Origin of the sequence: Streptomyces sp. NBC_00207, assembly GCF_045160965.1 — a bacterium.
Taxonomy (GTDB): Bacteria; Actinomycetota; Actinomycetes; order Streptomycetales; family Streptomycetaceae; genus Streptomyces.
In genome coordinates, this window is sequence record NZ_CP130715.1 from 1523205 (window position 1) to 1538579 (window position 15375).

Consider the following 15375-nt stretch of genomic DNA (forward strand, 5'->3'; position numbering starts at 1 on the left):
GACGTGGACGTCAGTGGTACTCGGGCTGGCTCTGCACGTTGAGCCGGTCCATCCACACCCACTTGGCGCTCTCGGTGCGCCAGTCGTCGAGCCGCAGCACGTCGAAGCCCTTGGCGATGTCGTTCGAGTAGATGTGCCCGTTGTAGTAGTACGCCGACCAGGACCCGCCCAGTCCGAGCCGGTCCGTCGTCAGCGGTCCGCGCTCGAAGTACGCGATCTCCTTGGGCTGGGCGGAGTCGGTGAACTCCCATACGGACACGCCGCCCTGGTACCAGGCCTGCACCATGATGTCGCGGCCACCGCCGACCGGGATCAGCGAGCCGTTGTGGGCCACGCAGTTCTCGGTGTCGGCCTGGTGGCGCGGGATCTTGAAGTAGCTGCGGAAGACGAGCTTGCGCTGGTCCCCGCGGCCGGTGATGTCGTAGACCCCGTCGGCGCCCCGGTCGGGGCCGGTGGCCTCGTTGCAGGTGGCACCGGAACCGCCGCCGAGCTCGTCGGTGAACACCACCTTGTTCGCACGCTCGTTGAAGGTGGCCGAGTGCCAGAAGGCGAAGTTCACGTTGTCCTGCACCCGGTCGATGACCTTCGGCTCCTCGGGCTTGCTGATGTCGAAGAGGATGCCGTCGCCCATGCAGGCTCCGGCGGCCAGCTTCTTCGAGGGCAGCACGGTGATGTCGTGGCAGCCGGTGGTCTTGGAGACGCCGGGGTTGGTGGGTCCGCCCGGGTTGCCGCCGTCCGGGAAGAGGATCGGGAAGGCGACGACCGCGGCCTTCGTCGGCGCCTTCTTCGGGACCTTCACCACGGAGATGCCGTCGTGCGGCGGCTTGCAGTCGGGGAAGGCCTCGTTCGGGGAGTACGAGGCGACGTAGAGGTAGATGTCCTTGTCACCCGGCACCAGGGTGTGGGTGTGGGAACCGCAGGCGGTCTCGACGGACTTGATGTACTTGGGGTTCTTCTTGTCCTTGATGTCGAAGATCTTGATGCCCTCCCACGAGGACTTCTCCGTCGCGGGCTGCGAGACGCTGTTGCAGGAGTCGTCGCTGCGCGAGGAGTCCGTGGAGAGGAAAAGCAGGTCGCCGTGGACGGAGACGTCGTTCTGGCCGCCGGGGCAGAGCACCTGGGAGACGGTCTTCGGCGCCTTCGGATTGGCGATGTCGTAGATCGTGAAGCCGCTGTAGCTGCCCGCGTAGGCGTACCTGCCCTGGAAGGCCAGGTCGGAATTGATGTTCGCGGGATCCGTGCTGGGGATGTTGGCCAGGAACTTGATGTTGCGGCTGTGCACGATCTCGTCCTGGCCTGGGATCTCGCCCGGAGCCAGTTCCCTGCCCTCGACGGAGCTCGCGCTCTGCTGGTTTCCGCTGCTGCTGCCCGGTGCTAAGTCGCCCGGGTCGGGGGTGGCCGACGCCGGTCCGGCTGCCAGGAGCGTGGTGAGGAGCCCTGCCGCCGCGACGGCCACCCCCACCCTCCTGTTCCGCACTCTCCTGGTGTGTAGCGAGGTCACTGTGCCCTCCGATGGGGGAGCCCGATCGGTTCCGCCCACAAGGGAACGGAACCAGGACCCCGGCAGTATCTTCCTTTCCATGGACATGGCAAAAGCCCTCCGGGGCCGCGAGGCGTCGACAGCGCTCCTCCGCCGCTCCGCCGTGGCGGTGGCGACCGCCTGTCTCCTGCTGACGCTCGCCGGCTGCCAGGGTGGGGACGAGGGGGCGGACCGGGCGGGAGAGGGACAGCCCGTGGTCGTCGCCCCGGGCCGGCCCGGCGAGAAGGCGCGCACCCTCACCCCCGAACAGGCTGCGAAGGCGAAGCCCGACGACAGCCCGAACGCCGCCGACCACGCCTACGTGCAGCGCATGATCGAACACCACCGGCAGGCGCTGGCGATGAGCGCGCTGGCCCCGGAGCGGGGCGCGGCGGACGGGGTCAAGCGGCTGGCGGATCGGATCTCGGCCGCCCAGCAGCCCGAAATCGGGGCGATGGAGAAGTGGCTGACCCTCCATCCGGCCCCGCCGGAGGCCTCCGGCGGGCACGACCACGACCACGCCGCGATGCCGGGCATGGCGACGGAGCAGCAGCTCGAGGAGCTGGCCGGGGCCAGGGGCGCCGATTTCGACCGGCTCTTCCTGAAGCTGATGACCGCCCACCACGAGGGCGCCCTGAAGATGGCCGGCGAGGCGCTGGCCGCCGGCAACAACGTGGCGGTCGAGGAGATGGCCACCGAAGTGGTGGCCACGCAGAGCGCCGAGATCCACCGGATGCGCGCGATGGGCTGACGCCGGAGGGGGCCGGTGTCATGCTGGGACCACCTGCGGGAGGAGCTCCGCCGTGCTTCGTGTCGCCGTCGTCGGATCGGGCCCCAGCGGGGTCTACGCGGCCCAGACGCTGGTCCAGCAGCGCGAGGTGCCCGGGGTGCGGGTCGACGTACTGGACCGGCTGCCCGCCCCGTACGGGCTCGTGCGGTACGGGGTCGCCCCGGACCACGAGAAGATCAAGTCGCTGCAGGGCAGCCTGCGCACCGTCCTGGAGGACGAGCGGATCCGCTTCCTCGGGAACGTCGAGGTCGGCGGGCCGGAGCTGTCCACGGCGCGGCTCCTGGAGCTGTACCACGCGGTGGTCTACTGCGTGGGCGCGGCGCGGGACCGGCTGCTGGGGATCCCCGGTGAGGAGCTCGCCGGGGTGCACTCCGCGACGGCCTTCGTGTCCTGGTACAGCGGCCACCCCGATGCCCTCGACGAGGTCTTCGACCTGCCGGGGGTGGAGTCGGCGGTGGTGGTCGGCGCGGGCAACGTCGCGGTGGACGTGACCCGGATCCTGGCCCGCGGCACGGCGGAACTGACGCCGACGGACATGCCGCAGCCGGCGCTCGGCGCGCTCGCTGACAGCCGGGTGCGCACGGTGGCCATGGTCGCCCGGCGCGGGCCCTCGCAGGGCAAGTTCACCACCAAGGAGCTGCGCGAACTGGGCACCTTGCCGGGGGTGGACGCCGTGGCGGACCGCGCCGAGCTGGCGCTCGACCCGATGTACGCCGATCCGGGCGCGGCCGCCGCGCTGCCGGCGGTGGCGCGGCGGAACCTGGAGGTGCTGCGCGGCTGGGCGGAGGCGGATCGGGGCGAGGAGCCGCGCCGCATCGCGCTGCGGTTCTATCTGCGCCCGGTGGAGATCCTCGGCGGGCCCGGCGGGCGGGTCACCGGGATGCGCTTCGAGCGGACCGCCCCGGACGGGCGCGGCGGGGTGACCGGGACGGGCGTCCACGAGGACATCGAGGCGCAGCTGGTGCTGCGTTCGGTGGGGTACAAGGGCGTACCGCTGGCCGGATTGCCCTTCGATCCCGAGCGGGGGACGGTCCCGCACGCGGCGGGCCGGGTGATCCGCGCCGGCCGGGCCTCGGTCGGCGAGTACGTGGCGGGCTGGATCAAGCGCGGCCCGACCGGGGTGATCGGCACGAACCGGCCGTGCGCCAAGGAGACCGCCTCCTCCCTGCTCCAGGACGCGGCGGTGCTGGCCCGGCGCGAGCTGTCCGGGGACCCGCTGGACGCCCTGCGGGCGGCGGGCCTGCAGCCGGTGGAGTGGCCGGGCTGGCAGGCCATCGAAACCGCCGAGGCCGATCTGGGCCGTTCGCTGGGCCGCCGCTCCGTCAAGATCCCGGACTGGCCGGGGCTGTTGGGCGCCGCGGGGCTGGTGTAAGGGACGTCGCACATTAGAGTGCTGTGGTGATGCGCGGAAGAAATCTGGTACTTGCGATGACCGTGGCGGCCTGCGCCGTGCTGTCCGGGTGCACGGACGAGGGCGCCGACCGGGCCGCCGTGCCCGCACCGGGCCCCACCGTGACGAGTACGGTCGCTCCCCCGGACGCGGCGGCCCTCGCCGAGCGCTACCGGAAGGCGGGCGGGGACGCCGACGTGTACGGCATCGAGCAGGTGCCCGGGCCGGACGGGGCGTCACCCCTGATCGTCGTGCGCACGCACAACCCGGACACGGACGAGGCCCGGTTCAAGCGGCAGGCGGCGTCCGTCACCGCGTACCTGACGCTCAGCGAGGGCGTCACGCTGCCCCACGGCTACCGCATGGACATCTTCGGCCCGGACGGCCGGCTGCTCCACCGCTGGGACGCCACGGCCTAGGTCGTCCGGGAGACCGGGGAAGAGGGTCTCCAGGTCGTCGGCGCAGGGCGTTCAGCTTGGTGGTGCCGGTAGGTCTGGCGCACGACCCCGCTCTCCCGCAGGACGCGGAAGTGGTGGGTGGCGATGGTGGGCCTGGCGCGGCCCCTCGCAGGGCCGGGTCAAGATCCCCGACCGGGCAGGGCTGTTGGGCGCTGCTGGCTCGGGCCGGGCGTAGGCACGCCCGACCCTCCTCACGCCCGGCTCCTGGCGCCTCGTCCCTCCGCGTGAGTACGTCCGGGTGGTCGTACGGCCGGAATGCCCGCATGCGGGAGTGTCGCCGGGCCGGCCCTCGTGCGCGGGCCGATCATGTCGCTGGAGCGAAGCCCCGGAGCAGCATGCGGATGGAGTGTCATGGCACCGAACGGATTGCGCCGGTCATGGGACCGGTGGCGGCCCTGGGTCCTCGGGACGGCGATGACGGCGCTGCTGGTTACGACGCCGTCGTACGCTGCGGCAGCCGGGGCGGGCGCGGCCGTCCGGAACCCGCCGGGCAGCGTGAACCGGGCTGCCGCGAGCACCGCCCCCTGCCCGGACCACGCCCCGGCCGTCGGCCACGGCTCGGGCGCCGCGTCCGCCTCCGCTCGCGGCGGCCTGGGGTGGTGCCCGCCACCCCGGTGCGATGCGGGGCCTCCCGTCTGCGAGGGCCCCGGCATCCTCCTCGGCGAGGTCACGGTGATCAAGGAGGACGGAGAGAGCGGCGACCCACTGGCCGGCGCCGTCTTCGAGCTCTGGGAGGAGACCAACGGCATCCCGGGGCTCCAGACCACCGGCAGCGACCCGGACACCCCGATCGGCGCCTCCTGCACCACGGCAGCCGACGGCACGTGCACCCGCACCCTGCCGACCGGCGTCTACTACTGGCTGGAGACCCAGGCCCCACCCGGCTACGACCTGCCCCTGAATCCGGTGTTCCCCGTGATCCTGACGGAGGAGGACATCGCCGAAGGCGTGTCGGTGACCGCCGAGAACACGCGCACGCCCGTGACCGCCGGTGAGGTCGCATAACCTGCCCCTCACCGCCCGCGACGGGCCGGACAGCTCCTAGCCGAGCCGCGCCGCCTCGGCCTCGGCCGCCGTGAGGACGCTGTCGAGGAGGCCGGGGTAGAGGGACTCCAGGTCGTCGCGGCGCAGGGCGTTCAGCTTGGTGGTGCCGCGGTAGGTCTGGCGCACGACCCCGCTCTCCCGCAGGACGCGGAAGTGGTGGGTGGTCGTGGACTTGGTGACCGGCAGGTCGAAGGAAGAGCAGGCCAGGTCCGCGGCCGAGGCGGCCAGATCCCGGACGATGGACAGCCGCACCGGGTCGGAGAGCGCGTGCAGTACGCCCTCCAGCCGGATCTCGGCCGCTTCGGGGTGGGCGAGGGTGCGGCCGGCGTCCCCTTCCGTCATGTCCCTGCTCCACTCACTCGGTTTGCTGCGGGCCCCCATCGTACGAGAGTCGTCGAAGGAGCCGGGGGTCCCGCGGGAATCGGCGGGACCGGGAGGTGCGGCTCCGCCGCGGGCCGGGGCGCCGGAGCCGCACCGCCGTCACCAGGAGCGGTGGTACGGCTCGGGCGTACGGATCTCCGCGCCCAGCTCGGCGGCCGCGCGGCGGGCCCAGTACGGGTCGCGCAGCAGTTCGCGGGCGAGCAGGACCGCGTCGGCCTCGCCGTTGGCGAGGATCTTCTCGGCCTGCTCCGGTTCGGTGATCAGGCCGACGGCGGCCACGGGCAGGGTGGTCTCCTCCTTGACCCGGGCGGCGAAGGGCACCTGGTAACCCGGGCCGACGGGGATCGACACTCCGGGGGCGAGGCCGCCGGTGGAGACGTCGAGGAGGTCCACGCCGTGCTCCTGGAGCAGCCGGGCCAGCCGCACCGTGTCGTCGGCGGTCCAGCCGTCCTCCTCCAGCCAGTCGGTGGCGGAGATCCGGAAGAGCAGCGGGAGCTCCTCGGGCCACACCGCCCGTACGGCGTCCACGACTTCGAGGGCGAAGCGGGTCCGGTTCTCGAAGGAACCGCCGTAGGCGTCGGTGCGCTTGTTGCTGTGCGGGGAGAGGAACTCCCCTATGAGGTAGCCGTGTGCGCCGTGGATCTCGACGACCTCGTAGCCCGCCGCGAGCGCGCGCTCGGTGGCGGCCGCGAACTGGGCGGTGATCTCGGCGATCTCATCGACCGTCAGCTCGTGCGGCACGTGGCCGCCCTCGGCGAAGGGGACGGCGCTGGGGGCGACGGGCTGCCAGCCGTGCGCCTCGGGTCCGACCGCGCCGCCGCCCTTCCAGGTGCGGTCGGTGGAGCCCTTGCGGCCGGCATGCGCGATCTGGATGCCGGGGACGGTCCCCTGGGCCTTGAGGAACGAGGTGATCCGGCGCAGCGCCTCGACCTGGGTGTCGTTCCAGATGCCGAGGTCGTAGGGGGTGATCCGGCCTTCCGGGGAGACGGCGGTGGCCTCCTGAATGATCAGGCCGGTGCCGCCGACGGCACGGGCGGCATAGTGCGCGAAGTGCCAGTCGTGGGCCACGCCCGCGTTCGGGCCGAACGCCTCCGCGCTGTACTGGCACATCGCCGCCATCCACACGCGGTTCGGGACCGTGACCGAGCGAAGGGTGTAGGGGGTGAACAGGGCGGCGAAGGCGGCGGGGGCCGCAGGGGCAGCACTCATCAGGGCTCCAGATGTCACCGGGCGCGCCGGGGATCGGCGGCTAAGTTCGAGACTCACCGTACTACGAATTTCCTCGTACTACGAGACCTCTCGTACAAGCACGTCGAGCTCCGCACGCAGCGCCCCCGCCAGGGCGTCCAGGTCCGGGACGGCCGCCGCGTCGGCGACCAGGCCGTAGTGGACGGTTCCCTTGTACGTGGACACCGCGACGGCCAGCGACTGGCCGCGGGCCAGCGGGGCGAGCGGGTAGACCTCGCGGACCCGGCTGCCGCCGAGGGTGAAGGTGAGTCCGGGCAGCGGGACGCTGGTCACCAGGATGTCGAAGAGCAGTCGGGCGGCCTGCGCGACGAGCGGGCCGCCGAGCCGGTGGCCCAGCGGGTGGACGTGGTCGGCGAGCAGGGCGACGGCCCCCGCACCGCGAGCGGGTCCGGCGTCCTTGTTGCGGTCCATCGCCGCCCGGATCCGGTCCAGGCGCAGCAGCGGGTCGCGCTCGGCCAGCGGCAGCCGCAGCAGGTAGCCGGAGAGCCGGTTCCCGCCGGCCCCGGCTCTGCCGCGGCGGGACACGGGGATCAGCGCGCGGGGACCCGGCCCGGTCGGCGCGGGATCGCCCCGCTCCTCCAGCCAGCGGCGCAGAGCCCCGGCGACCACGCAGATGAGCACGTCGTTGACGGTGCCGCCGGCGGCCTTGCGGACCAGGTTGACCTCGTCCAGGTCGAGGGCGAGACCCGCCACGGCCCGGGTCCCCTTGCCGGAGGGGTCCGCGGTGAGGGCCGCGGGGACGCCGAGCGGCAGCCCGGAGCGGGCCACGGCGGCGCCGATCTCCAGGGCCTGGCCGACGTCCTGGACCCGGGCGGCCAGGGTCCCGGGGAGCCGGCGCAGGGCCGAGCCGGCCCGCTGCTCGGGGACCGGGCGCGCGGAGGTCCGCAGGGCCGGGCCCTCGTCGAAGAGCGCGGCCGCCAGGGCCAGCGCGCCCAGGCCGTCGGCGAGGGCGTGGTGGAACTTGAAGAGCACCGCGAAGGACTCCGGGTCCGGCCCGGCCAGCACGTGGGCCTCCCAGGGCGGCAGTTCCCGGTCCAGCGGCCGGGCCATCAGCGGGCCGGCGGCGGTCTGCGGGTCCGTCTCGCCGGTACGGACGAGGAACACGTGACGCGCCGGGTCGAAAGCGGGGTCCGGCGACCAGGCGGCCGCGCCGACCGGCAGCAGCACGTCGCGGATGCGGCGGCGCAGGCCCGGCACGGCGGCGCAGCGGGCGGCGAGCAGGGCGGCGGCGCGCTCGGCGGCTCCGGGGGCGGCACCGCCGGCGGGCCCGGCAGCGGCGGTGGGCCCGGCACCGCCGGTGGGCGCGGCTGTGTGGAAGACGGCGAGGGCGCCGAGGTGCATGGGGTGGGCGGCGGATTCGATCCGCCAGAAGGCGAGGTCGAGCGGCGACAGGTGCTCGGTGGCCACAAAGGTCCTCTCGCGGACGACGGCAGAAGTGCAGTGGCCTGAAGTCAACCCATTCCGAACGCCGACGTTCAAGTAGCAACGATTTCCGGAGGGTAAATGATCGGTATCGATCGGCTGCTCAGCAGCCCGGTGCCGTCCGCCGGGCCGCTGTCAGTGGGTGGGTGCAGACTGGCCGGAAAGACGCTTCACGAGGAACGCCCCGCAAGGACGACGAGGTCCGGAGGTACCGGCCATGCCCGATGTACTGCTGCTCGTGGGAACCCGGAAGGGACTCTTCATCGGCCGTCGCCGGGAGGACGGACCCTGGGAGTTCGACGGGCCGCACTTCAACGCCCAGGCCGTCTACGCGGTCGCCGTCGACCGGCGGGGGCCGTCCCCCCGGCTGCTGGTCGGCGGCGACAGCACGCACTGGGGGCCGTCCGTCTTCAGTTCCGACGACCTGGGGGCCACCTGGCGCGAGCCCACCGCGGCCGCGGTGAAGTTCCCCCAGGACACGGGGGCCTCACTGGAGCGGGTCTGGCAGCTGCAGCCGGCCGGGCCCGAGGCCCCGGACGTGGTGTACGCGGGGACGGAGCCGGCCGCGCTGTTCCGCTCCACGGACCGCGGCGAGTCCTTCGAGCTGGTCCGCCCGCTGTGGGAGCACCCGAGCCGCGACAAGTGGGTGCCGGGCGGCGGCGGTGAGGGCCTGCACACGGTGATCACCGACCCCGGCGACCGGGACGCGGTGACCGTGGCGGTCTCCACCGCCGGCGTGTTCCGGACGAAGGACGGCGGAGCCAGCTGGGAACCGTCCAACGCGGGGGTCTCGGCGGTGTTCCTGCCGGATCCCCACCCCGAGTTCGGCCAGTGCGTGCACAAGATCGCCCAGGACGCCGGGGACACGGACCGGCTGTACCTGCAGAACCACTGGGGCGTCTACCGCAGCGACGACGCAGGCGCCCGGTGGACCGACATCGGCAGCGGCCTCCCGTCCGACTTCGGCTTCGCAGTGGCCGCCCATCCGCACCGGCCGGACACCGCCTACGTCTTCCCGCTCAACGCGGACTCCGACCGCGTACCGGCCGAGCACCGGTGCCGGGTCTTCCGCACCCGGGACGCGGGCGCCAGCTGGGAGCCGCTGTCGAAGGGGCTGCCCTCCGGCGACCACTACGGCACGGTCCTGCGGGACGCGCTGTGCACGGACGACGCGGACCCCGCGGGCATCTACTTCGGCAACCGCAACGGCGAGCTGTACGCCAGTCACGACGACGGCGAGAGCTGGCAGCTGCTGGCCGAGCACCTGCCGGACGTGCTGTGCGTGCGGGCGGCGACCATCGGCGGGTAGCGGTGAACCCGCATCGTTCGTGCGTCGTACGGTGAGGGCATGTCCGAGACCACGCACGGCATCACCACGGGGGCGGTGGCGCGTCACCTGGGTGTGTCCCCGACCACGCTGCGGTCCTGGGACCAGCGGTACGGCATCGGTCCCGCCGCGCACGAGGGCGGGCGGCACCGCCGCTGGACCCCCGGGGACATCGCGATGCTGGAGGAGATGTGCCGGCTCACCGCCTCCGGGGTGCCTCCCGCCGAGGCGGCCCGGGCAGCCCGCGGCGCGCACTCCGGCACGCGTGCGGATCGCGGCCCCGGGGCGGGTCCGCCGGTGGGCCGGCCCGGGCCACCGCCGCCGCCGGGACCGGCCGGCGGGCCCTCGCGCCCCGGCGACGAGCGGGACGTGCTCCGGGAGAGCCGGGGGCTGGCCCGCGCCGCCGTACGCCTCGACGGCCCGGCCCTGGACGCGCTGCTGGGCGACCTCATGGCGGGCCACGGGCTCGTCACCGTCTGGGAGGAGGTGATGGTGCCGACCCTGCATGCGGTGGGGCGCAAGTGGCAGTCCTCCGGCGACCGTTACGTCGAGGTGGAGCACCTGCTGTCCTGGCACGTCTCCACCGCCCTCCGGCGCGTGGCGCCCGCCCCGGAACGCCGGACCGCCACTCCCCCGGTGCTGCTGGCCTGCGTCCCGGCCGAGCAGCACACCCTTCCCCTGGAGGCACTGGCGGCGGGGCTCGGCGAACGCGGCCTGCCGGCCCGGATGTTCGGCGCGGCCGTCCCCGCCGAGGCGCTGGACGCCGCCGTGCGGCGCACGGGACCGGCGGCCGTCGTGCTCTGGTCCCAGGCCCGCTCCACCGCCGACCACGCGCTGGCCCGGTACGTCGCCGCCAGCGCCTTCGGGGTCAAGGGGGCGCGGACGCATCCCGTGATGCTGCTGGCCGGCCCGGGCTGGGCGGGCCGGGCCCCCGGACCCGGCGCGCTGCGCCCCGGCGGGCTGCGGGAGGCGCTCGACCTGGTCTCCCGGCTCTACGAGGCCCTCTAGGGCCCGGCGCAGCCGCTGGAGTCCGCGCCGGGCATGGCTCTTGACCGTGCCCAGCGGCAGACCGGTGCGGTGGGCGATCTGGACCTGGGTCAGGTCGGCGTAGAAGGCGAGGGCCAGTACCTCGCGCTGGACGCGCGGAAGGCGCGCGAGTTCACGGGTGACGCAGAGACGGTCGAGGGCGCGCTCGCACCCGTCGGGCGCCGCGGCGGCCGGTGGCAGGGCCGCGCCGGCCGCGGCGGCCAGGTCGAACCGGCGCGTCCGGGCGGTGAGCGCGTCGGCGACCTTCCGGCGGGTGATGCCGACCAGCCAGGCGGGCACGGGGCCGCGTGCGGGGTCATACCCGGCGCGGCCGGACCACGCCGCGAGGAAGACCTGCTGGGTGACGTCCTCGGCCTCCCTGACGTCACCCAGCGTGCGGGCGGCCAGGTGGTGCACGAGGCGGCCCCAGCGCCGGTGGGCCAGGGCGAAGCAGTCCGCGTCGCCCCGCCCGATCCCGCGGCCGACATCCTCGTCCGAGAGCACGTCCTGGAAGGCCCCCGGAAGCCGGGCCGCATCCCCGGCCGAATGCCGGGCCGGGAGCCTGTCCTGGACCCCGTCCGCAGGCGCGCCCGAGGCCCCGGCCGGGAGCGCGTCCGTCGTGCCGGGTGCTGCGCTCATGACGACTCCGCCTCCTCGCCGGTGCCGGGAGCTCGGCCGCTCCCGCCCCCTCAGGCTCCGGCGCGGCGACGAGGCGCTTCAACTCGCATCGTTCGTGCGTCGTCCTGCACCCCGCCGCGGCCTGCGGGCCGGGCGGGTCAGTCCCGTCCCCGGGCGTGGCGGAAGCGGGCCAGGCCGTCGGCGAGGGCCACGATCGGGTCGGGGTAGTCGCAGGCGTCCCGTTCCGCACCGGTGAGCTTCCACGGCTCGTGGATCGTCCCGGCGGGCAGGTCCGCGAGCTCGGGGACCCAGCGGCGGACGTAGGCCCCGTGGGGGTCGTACCTCCGGCCCTGGAGCACGGGGTTGAGCACGCGGTTGGGCCGTGTGTCGGTCCCCGTCCCGGCCACCCACTGCCAGTTGAGCTGGTTGTTCGCGACGTCGCCGTCCACGAGGAGGTCCAGGAAGTGGCGGGCGCCCTCGCGCCAGTCGACGTACAGCGTCTTGGTGAGGAAGGAGGCGGCGATCAGGCGTCCCCGGTTGTGCATCCAGCCCTCGTGGGCGAGTTGCCGCATGGCGGCGTCCACGACCGGGTAGCCGGTCCGCCCCTCCCGCCAGGCGCGGAGGTCCGCCTCCGCCTCGGCGCCCCGCCGCCAGTGGTCCTGCCGGGGCCGGTAGTCGGCCACGGCCGCCCCGGGCCGGGCTGCGAGCACCTGGTGGTGGAAGTCCCGCCAGCACAGCTGCCGTACGAAGGCGGTCGCGCCCGCGCCGCCGCGGGCCCGCGCCCGGTGGACGGCCTCGGTGGCCGATACGGCGCCGAAGTGGAGGTACGCGGACAGGTGGGAGGTGGCATCGCCCGCGAGGTCGTCGTGGCGCTCCTCGTAGGTGTCGGCGAGCCGGGACAGCCAGGCGCCGAGCCGGCGGCGGCCCTCCTTCTCCCCGCCCGCGGGGAGGCCCTCCGACACGTCCGCCACGGCGGCGCGCCCGGGCAGTTCCTCGGAGCGCGTCCCGGGGACCACCCGGACGGCCCGGGGGGCGGCGAGGGGGGTGCGCGGCGGCTCGGCGGCCCACCGCCTGAAGTACGGGGTGAAGACGGCGAAGTGGTCGGATCCCTGAGGGGTGACGACGCCGGGCGGCACGACGGTGGTCACCCCGTCGTGTACGTAGAGGCGGCGGCCGTCGGACTCCAGGGCGTGCCGCAGCCGTGCCTCGCGGTCGCGGGCGAAGCGGGAGCAGCCGGCCGCCATGTGCACCTCGTCCGCGTCGGCCTGCCGCGCCACGGCGTGGACCTCGGCGACGGGGTCCCCGGTGCGCACGACGAGCCGCCCGCCGCGGTCGCGCAGGCCCGCGTCGAGGTCGGCCAGGCAGTCGGCGAGGAAGGCCAGCCGGTTGGGCGCGGCGAAGCCCGCCCGGTCGACGGCGGGATCCCGTACGAACAGCGGCACGACGTCGTGCGCCGCCGCCAGGGCGGCGCGCAGGGGCGGGTGGTCGTGCAGGCGGAGGTCGGAGGTGAAAAGGACGACGGAGTTCATGGCGCCACTCCCGGCGATCGGCCACCCTGCGGGCGCGCGCGGCGACGGCGGGTGGGCTGCGTGCGGACTTGCCGCCCTCACTTCCGCCGGCCGCCGCCTCCCGGATGCACCATCGGCCCCGCCGTGCTCCCGGCCGCTTCCGCGGCGGGTTCCTCCGCCGTCCTCTCGGCCGTTCGCGCGATGTTTCGTGCCATGCCGCCGAAGACGACGGCGTGGAACGGCGCCACGCTCCACCAGTACAGCTGTCCCGCCAGGCCGTGCGGGTGGAAGAGGGCCCGCTGGCGGTAGAGCGTGCCGCCCGTGGCATCGCGTTCGACGCGCATCTCCAGCCAGGCGAGTCCGGGGAGCCTCATCTCCGCGCGCAGCCGCAGGAGGTGTCCCCGCTCGATCTCCTCGACCCGCCAGAAGTCGAGCGTGTCACCGACCCGGAGGCGTTCGGCGTCGCGCCGGCCCCGGCGCAGCCCCACCCCGCCGACGAGCCGGTCGAGCTGGCCCCGTACCGCCCAGGCCAGCGGGAAGGAGTACCAGCCGTTGGTGCCGCCCACCCCCTCGATGACCCGCCACAGCTGCTGCGGGGTCGCCGGGACGGCCTGCTCGCGCTCGTCGGTGTAGAGGCTGCCGCCCGCCCAGTCGGGGTCGGTGGGCAGCGGGTCGCTCGGGGCGCCGGGCAGCGAGGCGTTGGACCAGCGGGTCGTGACGCGCGCCTCCTTGACCCGTTCCAGGGCGAGCGCGAGAGCGCGCTCGAAGGGGACGGGGGTCCCCGTCCCGTCGGGCACGTACTGCCGGATGTCGTGCTCCGCGCAGACGACCTCGTACTTCAGTGATTCGGCGAGCGGACGCGCGAGGGCGGCCGGCACGGGCGTGACCAGGCCGATCCAGTGGCTGGACAGGCGCGGGGTGAGCATGGGAACGGGCAGGATGAGGCGCCGGGGCAGTCCGGCGACCGCCGCGTAGCGGATCATCATGTCGCGGTAGGTGAGGAGGTCGGGGCCGCCGATGTCGAAGACCCGGCTGACGTCGCGCGGCATCCGTGCGCTGCCGACGAGGTAGCGCAGCACGTCCCGTACGGCGATGGGCTGGACGCGGGTGCCGACCCAGCTCGGCGTCACCATCACGGGGAGCCGTTCGGTGAGGTAGCGGAGCATCTCGAACGAGGCCGATCCGGAGCCGATGACGACGGCGGCGCGCAGTACGGTCGTGGGCACCCCGGAGCCGAGCAGGATCCGGCCCACCTCGGCCCGGGAGCGCAGGTGCGGGGAGAGTTCCTCCTCGGGCACGTCGCGCGGGGTGAGGCCGCCGAGGTAGACGATGCGGCCGACCCCGGCGGCGCGGGCCTCGGCGGCGAAGGTGGTGGCCGCGCGCCGGTCGGTCTCCTCGAACTCGCGCCCGGCTTCCAGGGAGTGCACCAGGTAGTAGGCCACGTCCACGTCCTGCAGGGCAGGACGCAGGCTCGCCGCGTCGGTGACGTCGCCGCGGACCACCTCCGCCCGGCCGGCCCACGGGTGGTCCCTGAGGTGGGCCGGGGTGCGGGCCAGGCAGCGCACGCGGTGGCCGGCGTCGAGCAGCTCGGGGACGAGCCGGCCGCCGATGTAGCCGCCCGCGCCGGTGACCAGGCAGTGCAGTCCGGTGGCCGGGGCCGGAGTCGGGGGCGGTGTCGGATTCCGGGGATACGTGCTCACGGGCTGTGCTCCGTTCGTTCCGTACCGGGAAGGCGGCCGGCGGGCGCCGGACGCTCCCGTTCGCCCATCCTTCCCCGTTCACCGCCGGAACGGATGCGGACACGGCCGGACACGTCCGGAACCGAAGAGACACAGACATACACGGACGGACACGGACGGACACAGGCGGACGGTCCGCCCGGGCCCGGATCCGGAGCGGCGGCAGCCCCTAGGGCAGTCGCCAGTCGACCGGCTGCATCCCCTGGCGCGCCAGCAGGTCGTTGGCACGGCTGAACGGGCGCGAGCCGAAGAAGCCCCGGTCCGCCGACATCGGCGAGGGGTGCGCCGACTCGACCGCCGGCAGGTCCCCGAGCAGCGGCCGCAGGTTGCGCGCGTCGCGGCCCCACAGGATCGACACCAACGGCTTGCCCCGCGCGACGAGGGCCCGGATCGCCTGCTCGGTCACCTCTTCCCAGCCCTTGCCGCGGTGCGCGGCCGGCTTGCCGGGGGCGGTCGTCAGGGCCCGGTTGAGCAGCAGCACCCCCTGCCGGGTCCACGGGGTGAGGTCCCCGTTGGACGGCCTCGGCAGTCCGAGGTCGGAGTTCATCTCGCGGAAGATGTTCTCCAGGCTGCCCGGCAGCCTGCGCACCTCCGGCGCGACGGCGAAGCTCAGGCCGATGGCCATCCCCGGTGTGGGGTAGGGGTCCTGTCCGACGATCAGGACACGGACGTCGTCGAACGGCTGCTGGAACGCGCGCAGTACGTTCGCGCCGGCCGGCAGGTACGTCCGCCCGGCGGCGATCTCGCCGCGGAGGAAGTCCCCCATGGCGGCGATCTGCCCGGACGCGGGTTCCAGAGCCTTCGCCCAGCCTGCTTCAACGAGTTCATTCAAGGGTCGTGGTGCCACGCTGTGTCACTCTACTGGTCCAACCGGGTGGCCAGGCGCCTACCGTCGGTGAGTTGAC

General features: G+C 74.1%; 13 protein-coding genes and 2 pseudogenes. 6 read left to right on the forward strand and 9 right to left on the reverse strand.

Translation table 11 applies throughout. The features are described from left to right. Positions 1 to 10: 10 nt before the first annotated feature. Complete coding sequence (locus tag OG472_RS07545; RefSeq protein ID WP_401603940.1) at positions 11 to 1501, reverse strand: LVIVD repeat-containing protein; 1491 nt, start codon at positions 1499 to 1501, stop codon at positions 11 to 13. A 79-nt stretch (positions 1502 to 1580) separates the two neighbouring features. Between OG472_RS07545 and OG472_RS07550 the strand changes: the two genes are divergently transcribed. Genes OG472_RS07550 through OG472_RS07560 form a run of 3 tightly spaced genes read left to right on the forward strand, consistent with a single transcriptional unit; the run spans position 1581 to position 4118 of the window. Next, on the forward strand, positions 1581 to 2270 hold the full coding sequence (locus OG472_RS07550; RefSeq protein ID WP_405941188.1) for a DUF305 domain-containing protein: 690 nt from the start codon (positions 1581 to 1583) through the stop codon (positions 2268 to 2270). 52 nt (positions 2271 to 2322) lie between these two features. Beyond that, positions 2323 to 3681, forward strand: a complete 1359-nt coding sequence (locus OG472_RS07555) for an FAD-dependent oxidoreductase (protein ID WP_405941189.1) — start codon at positions 2323 to 2325, stop codon at positions 3679 to 3681. 29 nt (positions 3682 to 3710) lie between these two features. Then, on the forward strand, positions 3711 to 4118 hold the full coding sequence (locus OG472_RS07560) for a hypothetical protein (RefSeq protein ID WP_405941190.1): 408 nt from the start codon (positions 3711 to 3713) through the stop codon (positions 4116 to 4118). A gap of 3 nt (positions 4119 to 4121) precedes the next feature. On the opposite strand, the pseudogene OG472_RS07565 reads toward OG472_RS07560, so the two are convergent. Then, positions 4122 to 4240: pseudogene (locus OG472_RS07565) on the reverse strand (winged helix-turn-helix domain-containing protein); the annotation flags it as partial. A gap of 268 nt (positions 4241 to 4508) precedes the next feature. Here OG472_RS07565 and OG472_RS07570 point away from each other — a divergent pair. Next, positions 4509 to 5162 carry a prealbumin-like fold domain-containing protein gene (locus tag OG472_RS07570; protein ID WP_405941191.1) on the forward strand — a complete coding sequence of 218 codons (654 nt, stop codon included), beginning with the start codon at positions 4509 to 4511 and terminating at the stop codon, positions 5160 to 5162. Between the two features lie 36 nt (positions 5163 to 5198). Here OG472_RS07570 and OG472_RS07575 read toward each other — a convergent pair whose 3' ends face one another. The 3 genes from OG472_RS07575 to OG472_RS07585 all read right to left on the reverse strand — a co-directional run bounded on the left by OG472_RS07575 (position 5199) and on the right by OG472_RS07585 (position 8237). Continuing rightward, on the reverse strand, positions 5199 to 5543 hold the full coding sequence (locus tag OG472_RS07575; RefSeq protein ID WP_405941192.1) for an ArsR/SmtB family transcription factor: 345 nt from the start codon (positions 5541 to 5543) through the stop codon (positions 5199 to 5201). A gap of 138 nt (positions 5544 to 5681) precedes the next feature. Continuing rightward, complete coding sequence (locus tag OG472_RS07580; RefSeq protein ID WP_405828639.1) at positions 5682 to 6791, reverse strand: NADH:flavin oxidoreductase/NADH oxidase; 1110 nt, start codon at positions 6789 to 6791, stop codon at positions 5682 to 5684. A 78-nt stretch (positions 6792 to 6869) separates the two neighbouring features. Further along, positions 6870 to 8237 carry a wax ester/triacylglycerol synthase family O-acyltransferase gene (locus tag OG472_RS07585; RefSeq protein WP_405941193.1) on the reverse strand — a complete coding sequence of 456 codons (1368 nt, stop codon included), beginning with the start codon at positions 8235 to 8237 and terminating at the stop codon, positions 6870 to 6872. A gap of 232 nt (positions 8238 to 8469) precedes the next feature. On the opposite strand from OG472_RS07585, the gene OG472_RS07590 reads away from it, so the two are divergent. Continuing rightward, positions 8470 to 9561 (forward strand): WD40/YVTN/BNR-like repeat-containing protein, encoded by a 1092-nt coding sequence (locus OG472_RS07590; protein WP_405828642.1) that lies wholly within the window; start codon positions 8470 to 8472, stop codon positions 9559 to 9561. A 39-nt stretch (positions 9562 to 9600) separates the two neighbouring features. Beyond that, the gene (locus OG472_RS07595) at positions 9601 to 10587 is read left to right on the forward strand and encodes a MerR family transcriptional regulator (protein ID WP_401603957.1); all 987 of its coding nucleotides are present in this window, start codon (positions 9601 to 9603) and stop codon (positions 10585 to 10587) included. Here the strand turns inward: OG472_RS07595 and OG472_RS07600 are convergent. The 4 genes and pseudogenes from OG472_RS07600 to OG472_RS07615 all read right to left on the reverse strand — a co-directional run. Next, positions 10582 to 11244 (reverse strand): annotated as a pseudogene (locus OG472_RS07600) (sigma-70 family RNA polymerase sigma factor); the annotation flags it as partial. The gene OG472_RS07595 and the pseudogene OG472_RS07600 overlap by 6 nt on opposite strands. 137 nt (positions 11245 to 11381) lie before the next feature. After that, positions 11382 to 12752: a cryptochrome/photolyase family protein gene (locus OG472_RS07605; protein WP_405941194.1), complete on the reverse strand. Its 1371-nt coding sequence runs from the start codon at positions 12750 to 12752 to the stop codon at positions 11382 to 11384. Positions 12753 to 12829: 77 nt separating this feature from the next. Next, positions 12830 to 14431, reverse strand: coding sequence for an SDR family oxidoreductase (locus OG472_RS07610; protein WP_405828646.1), 1602 nt, complete (start codon positions 14429 to 14431; stop codon positions 12830 to 12832). A 208-nt stretch (positions 14432 to 14639) separates the two neighbouring features. Beyond that, a complete protein-coding gene (locus OG472_RS07615; RefSeq protein WP_401603963.1) occupies positions 14640 to 15317 on the reverse strand; it encodes a uracil-DNA glycosylase in 678 nt (225 codons plus the stop codon). Positions 15318 to 15375: the final 58 nt, after the last annotated feature.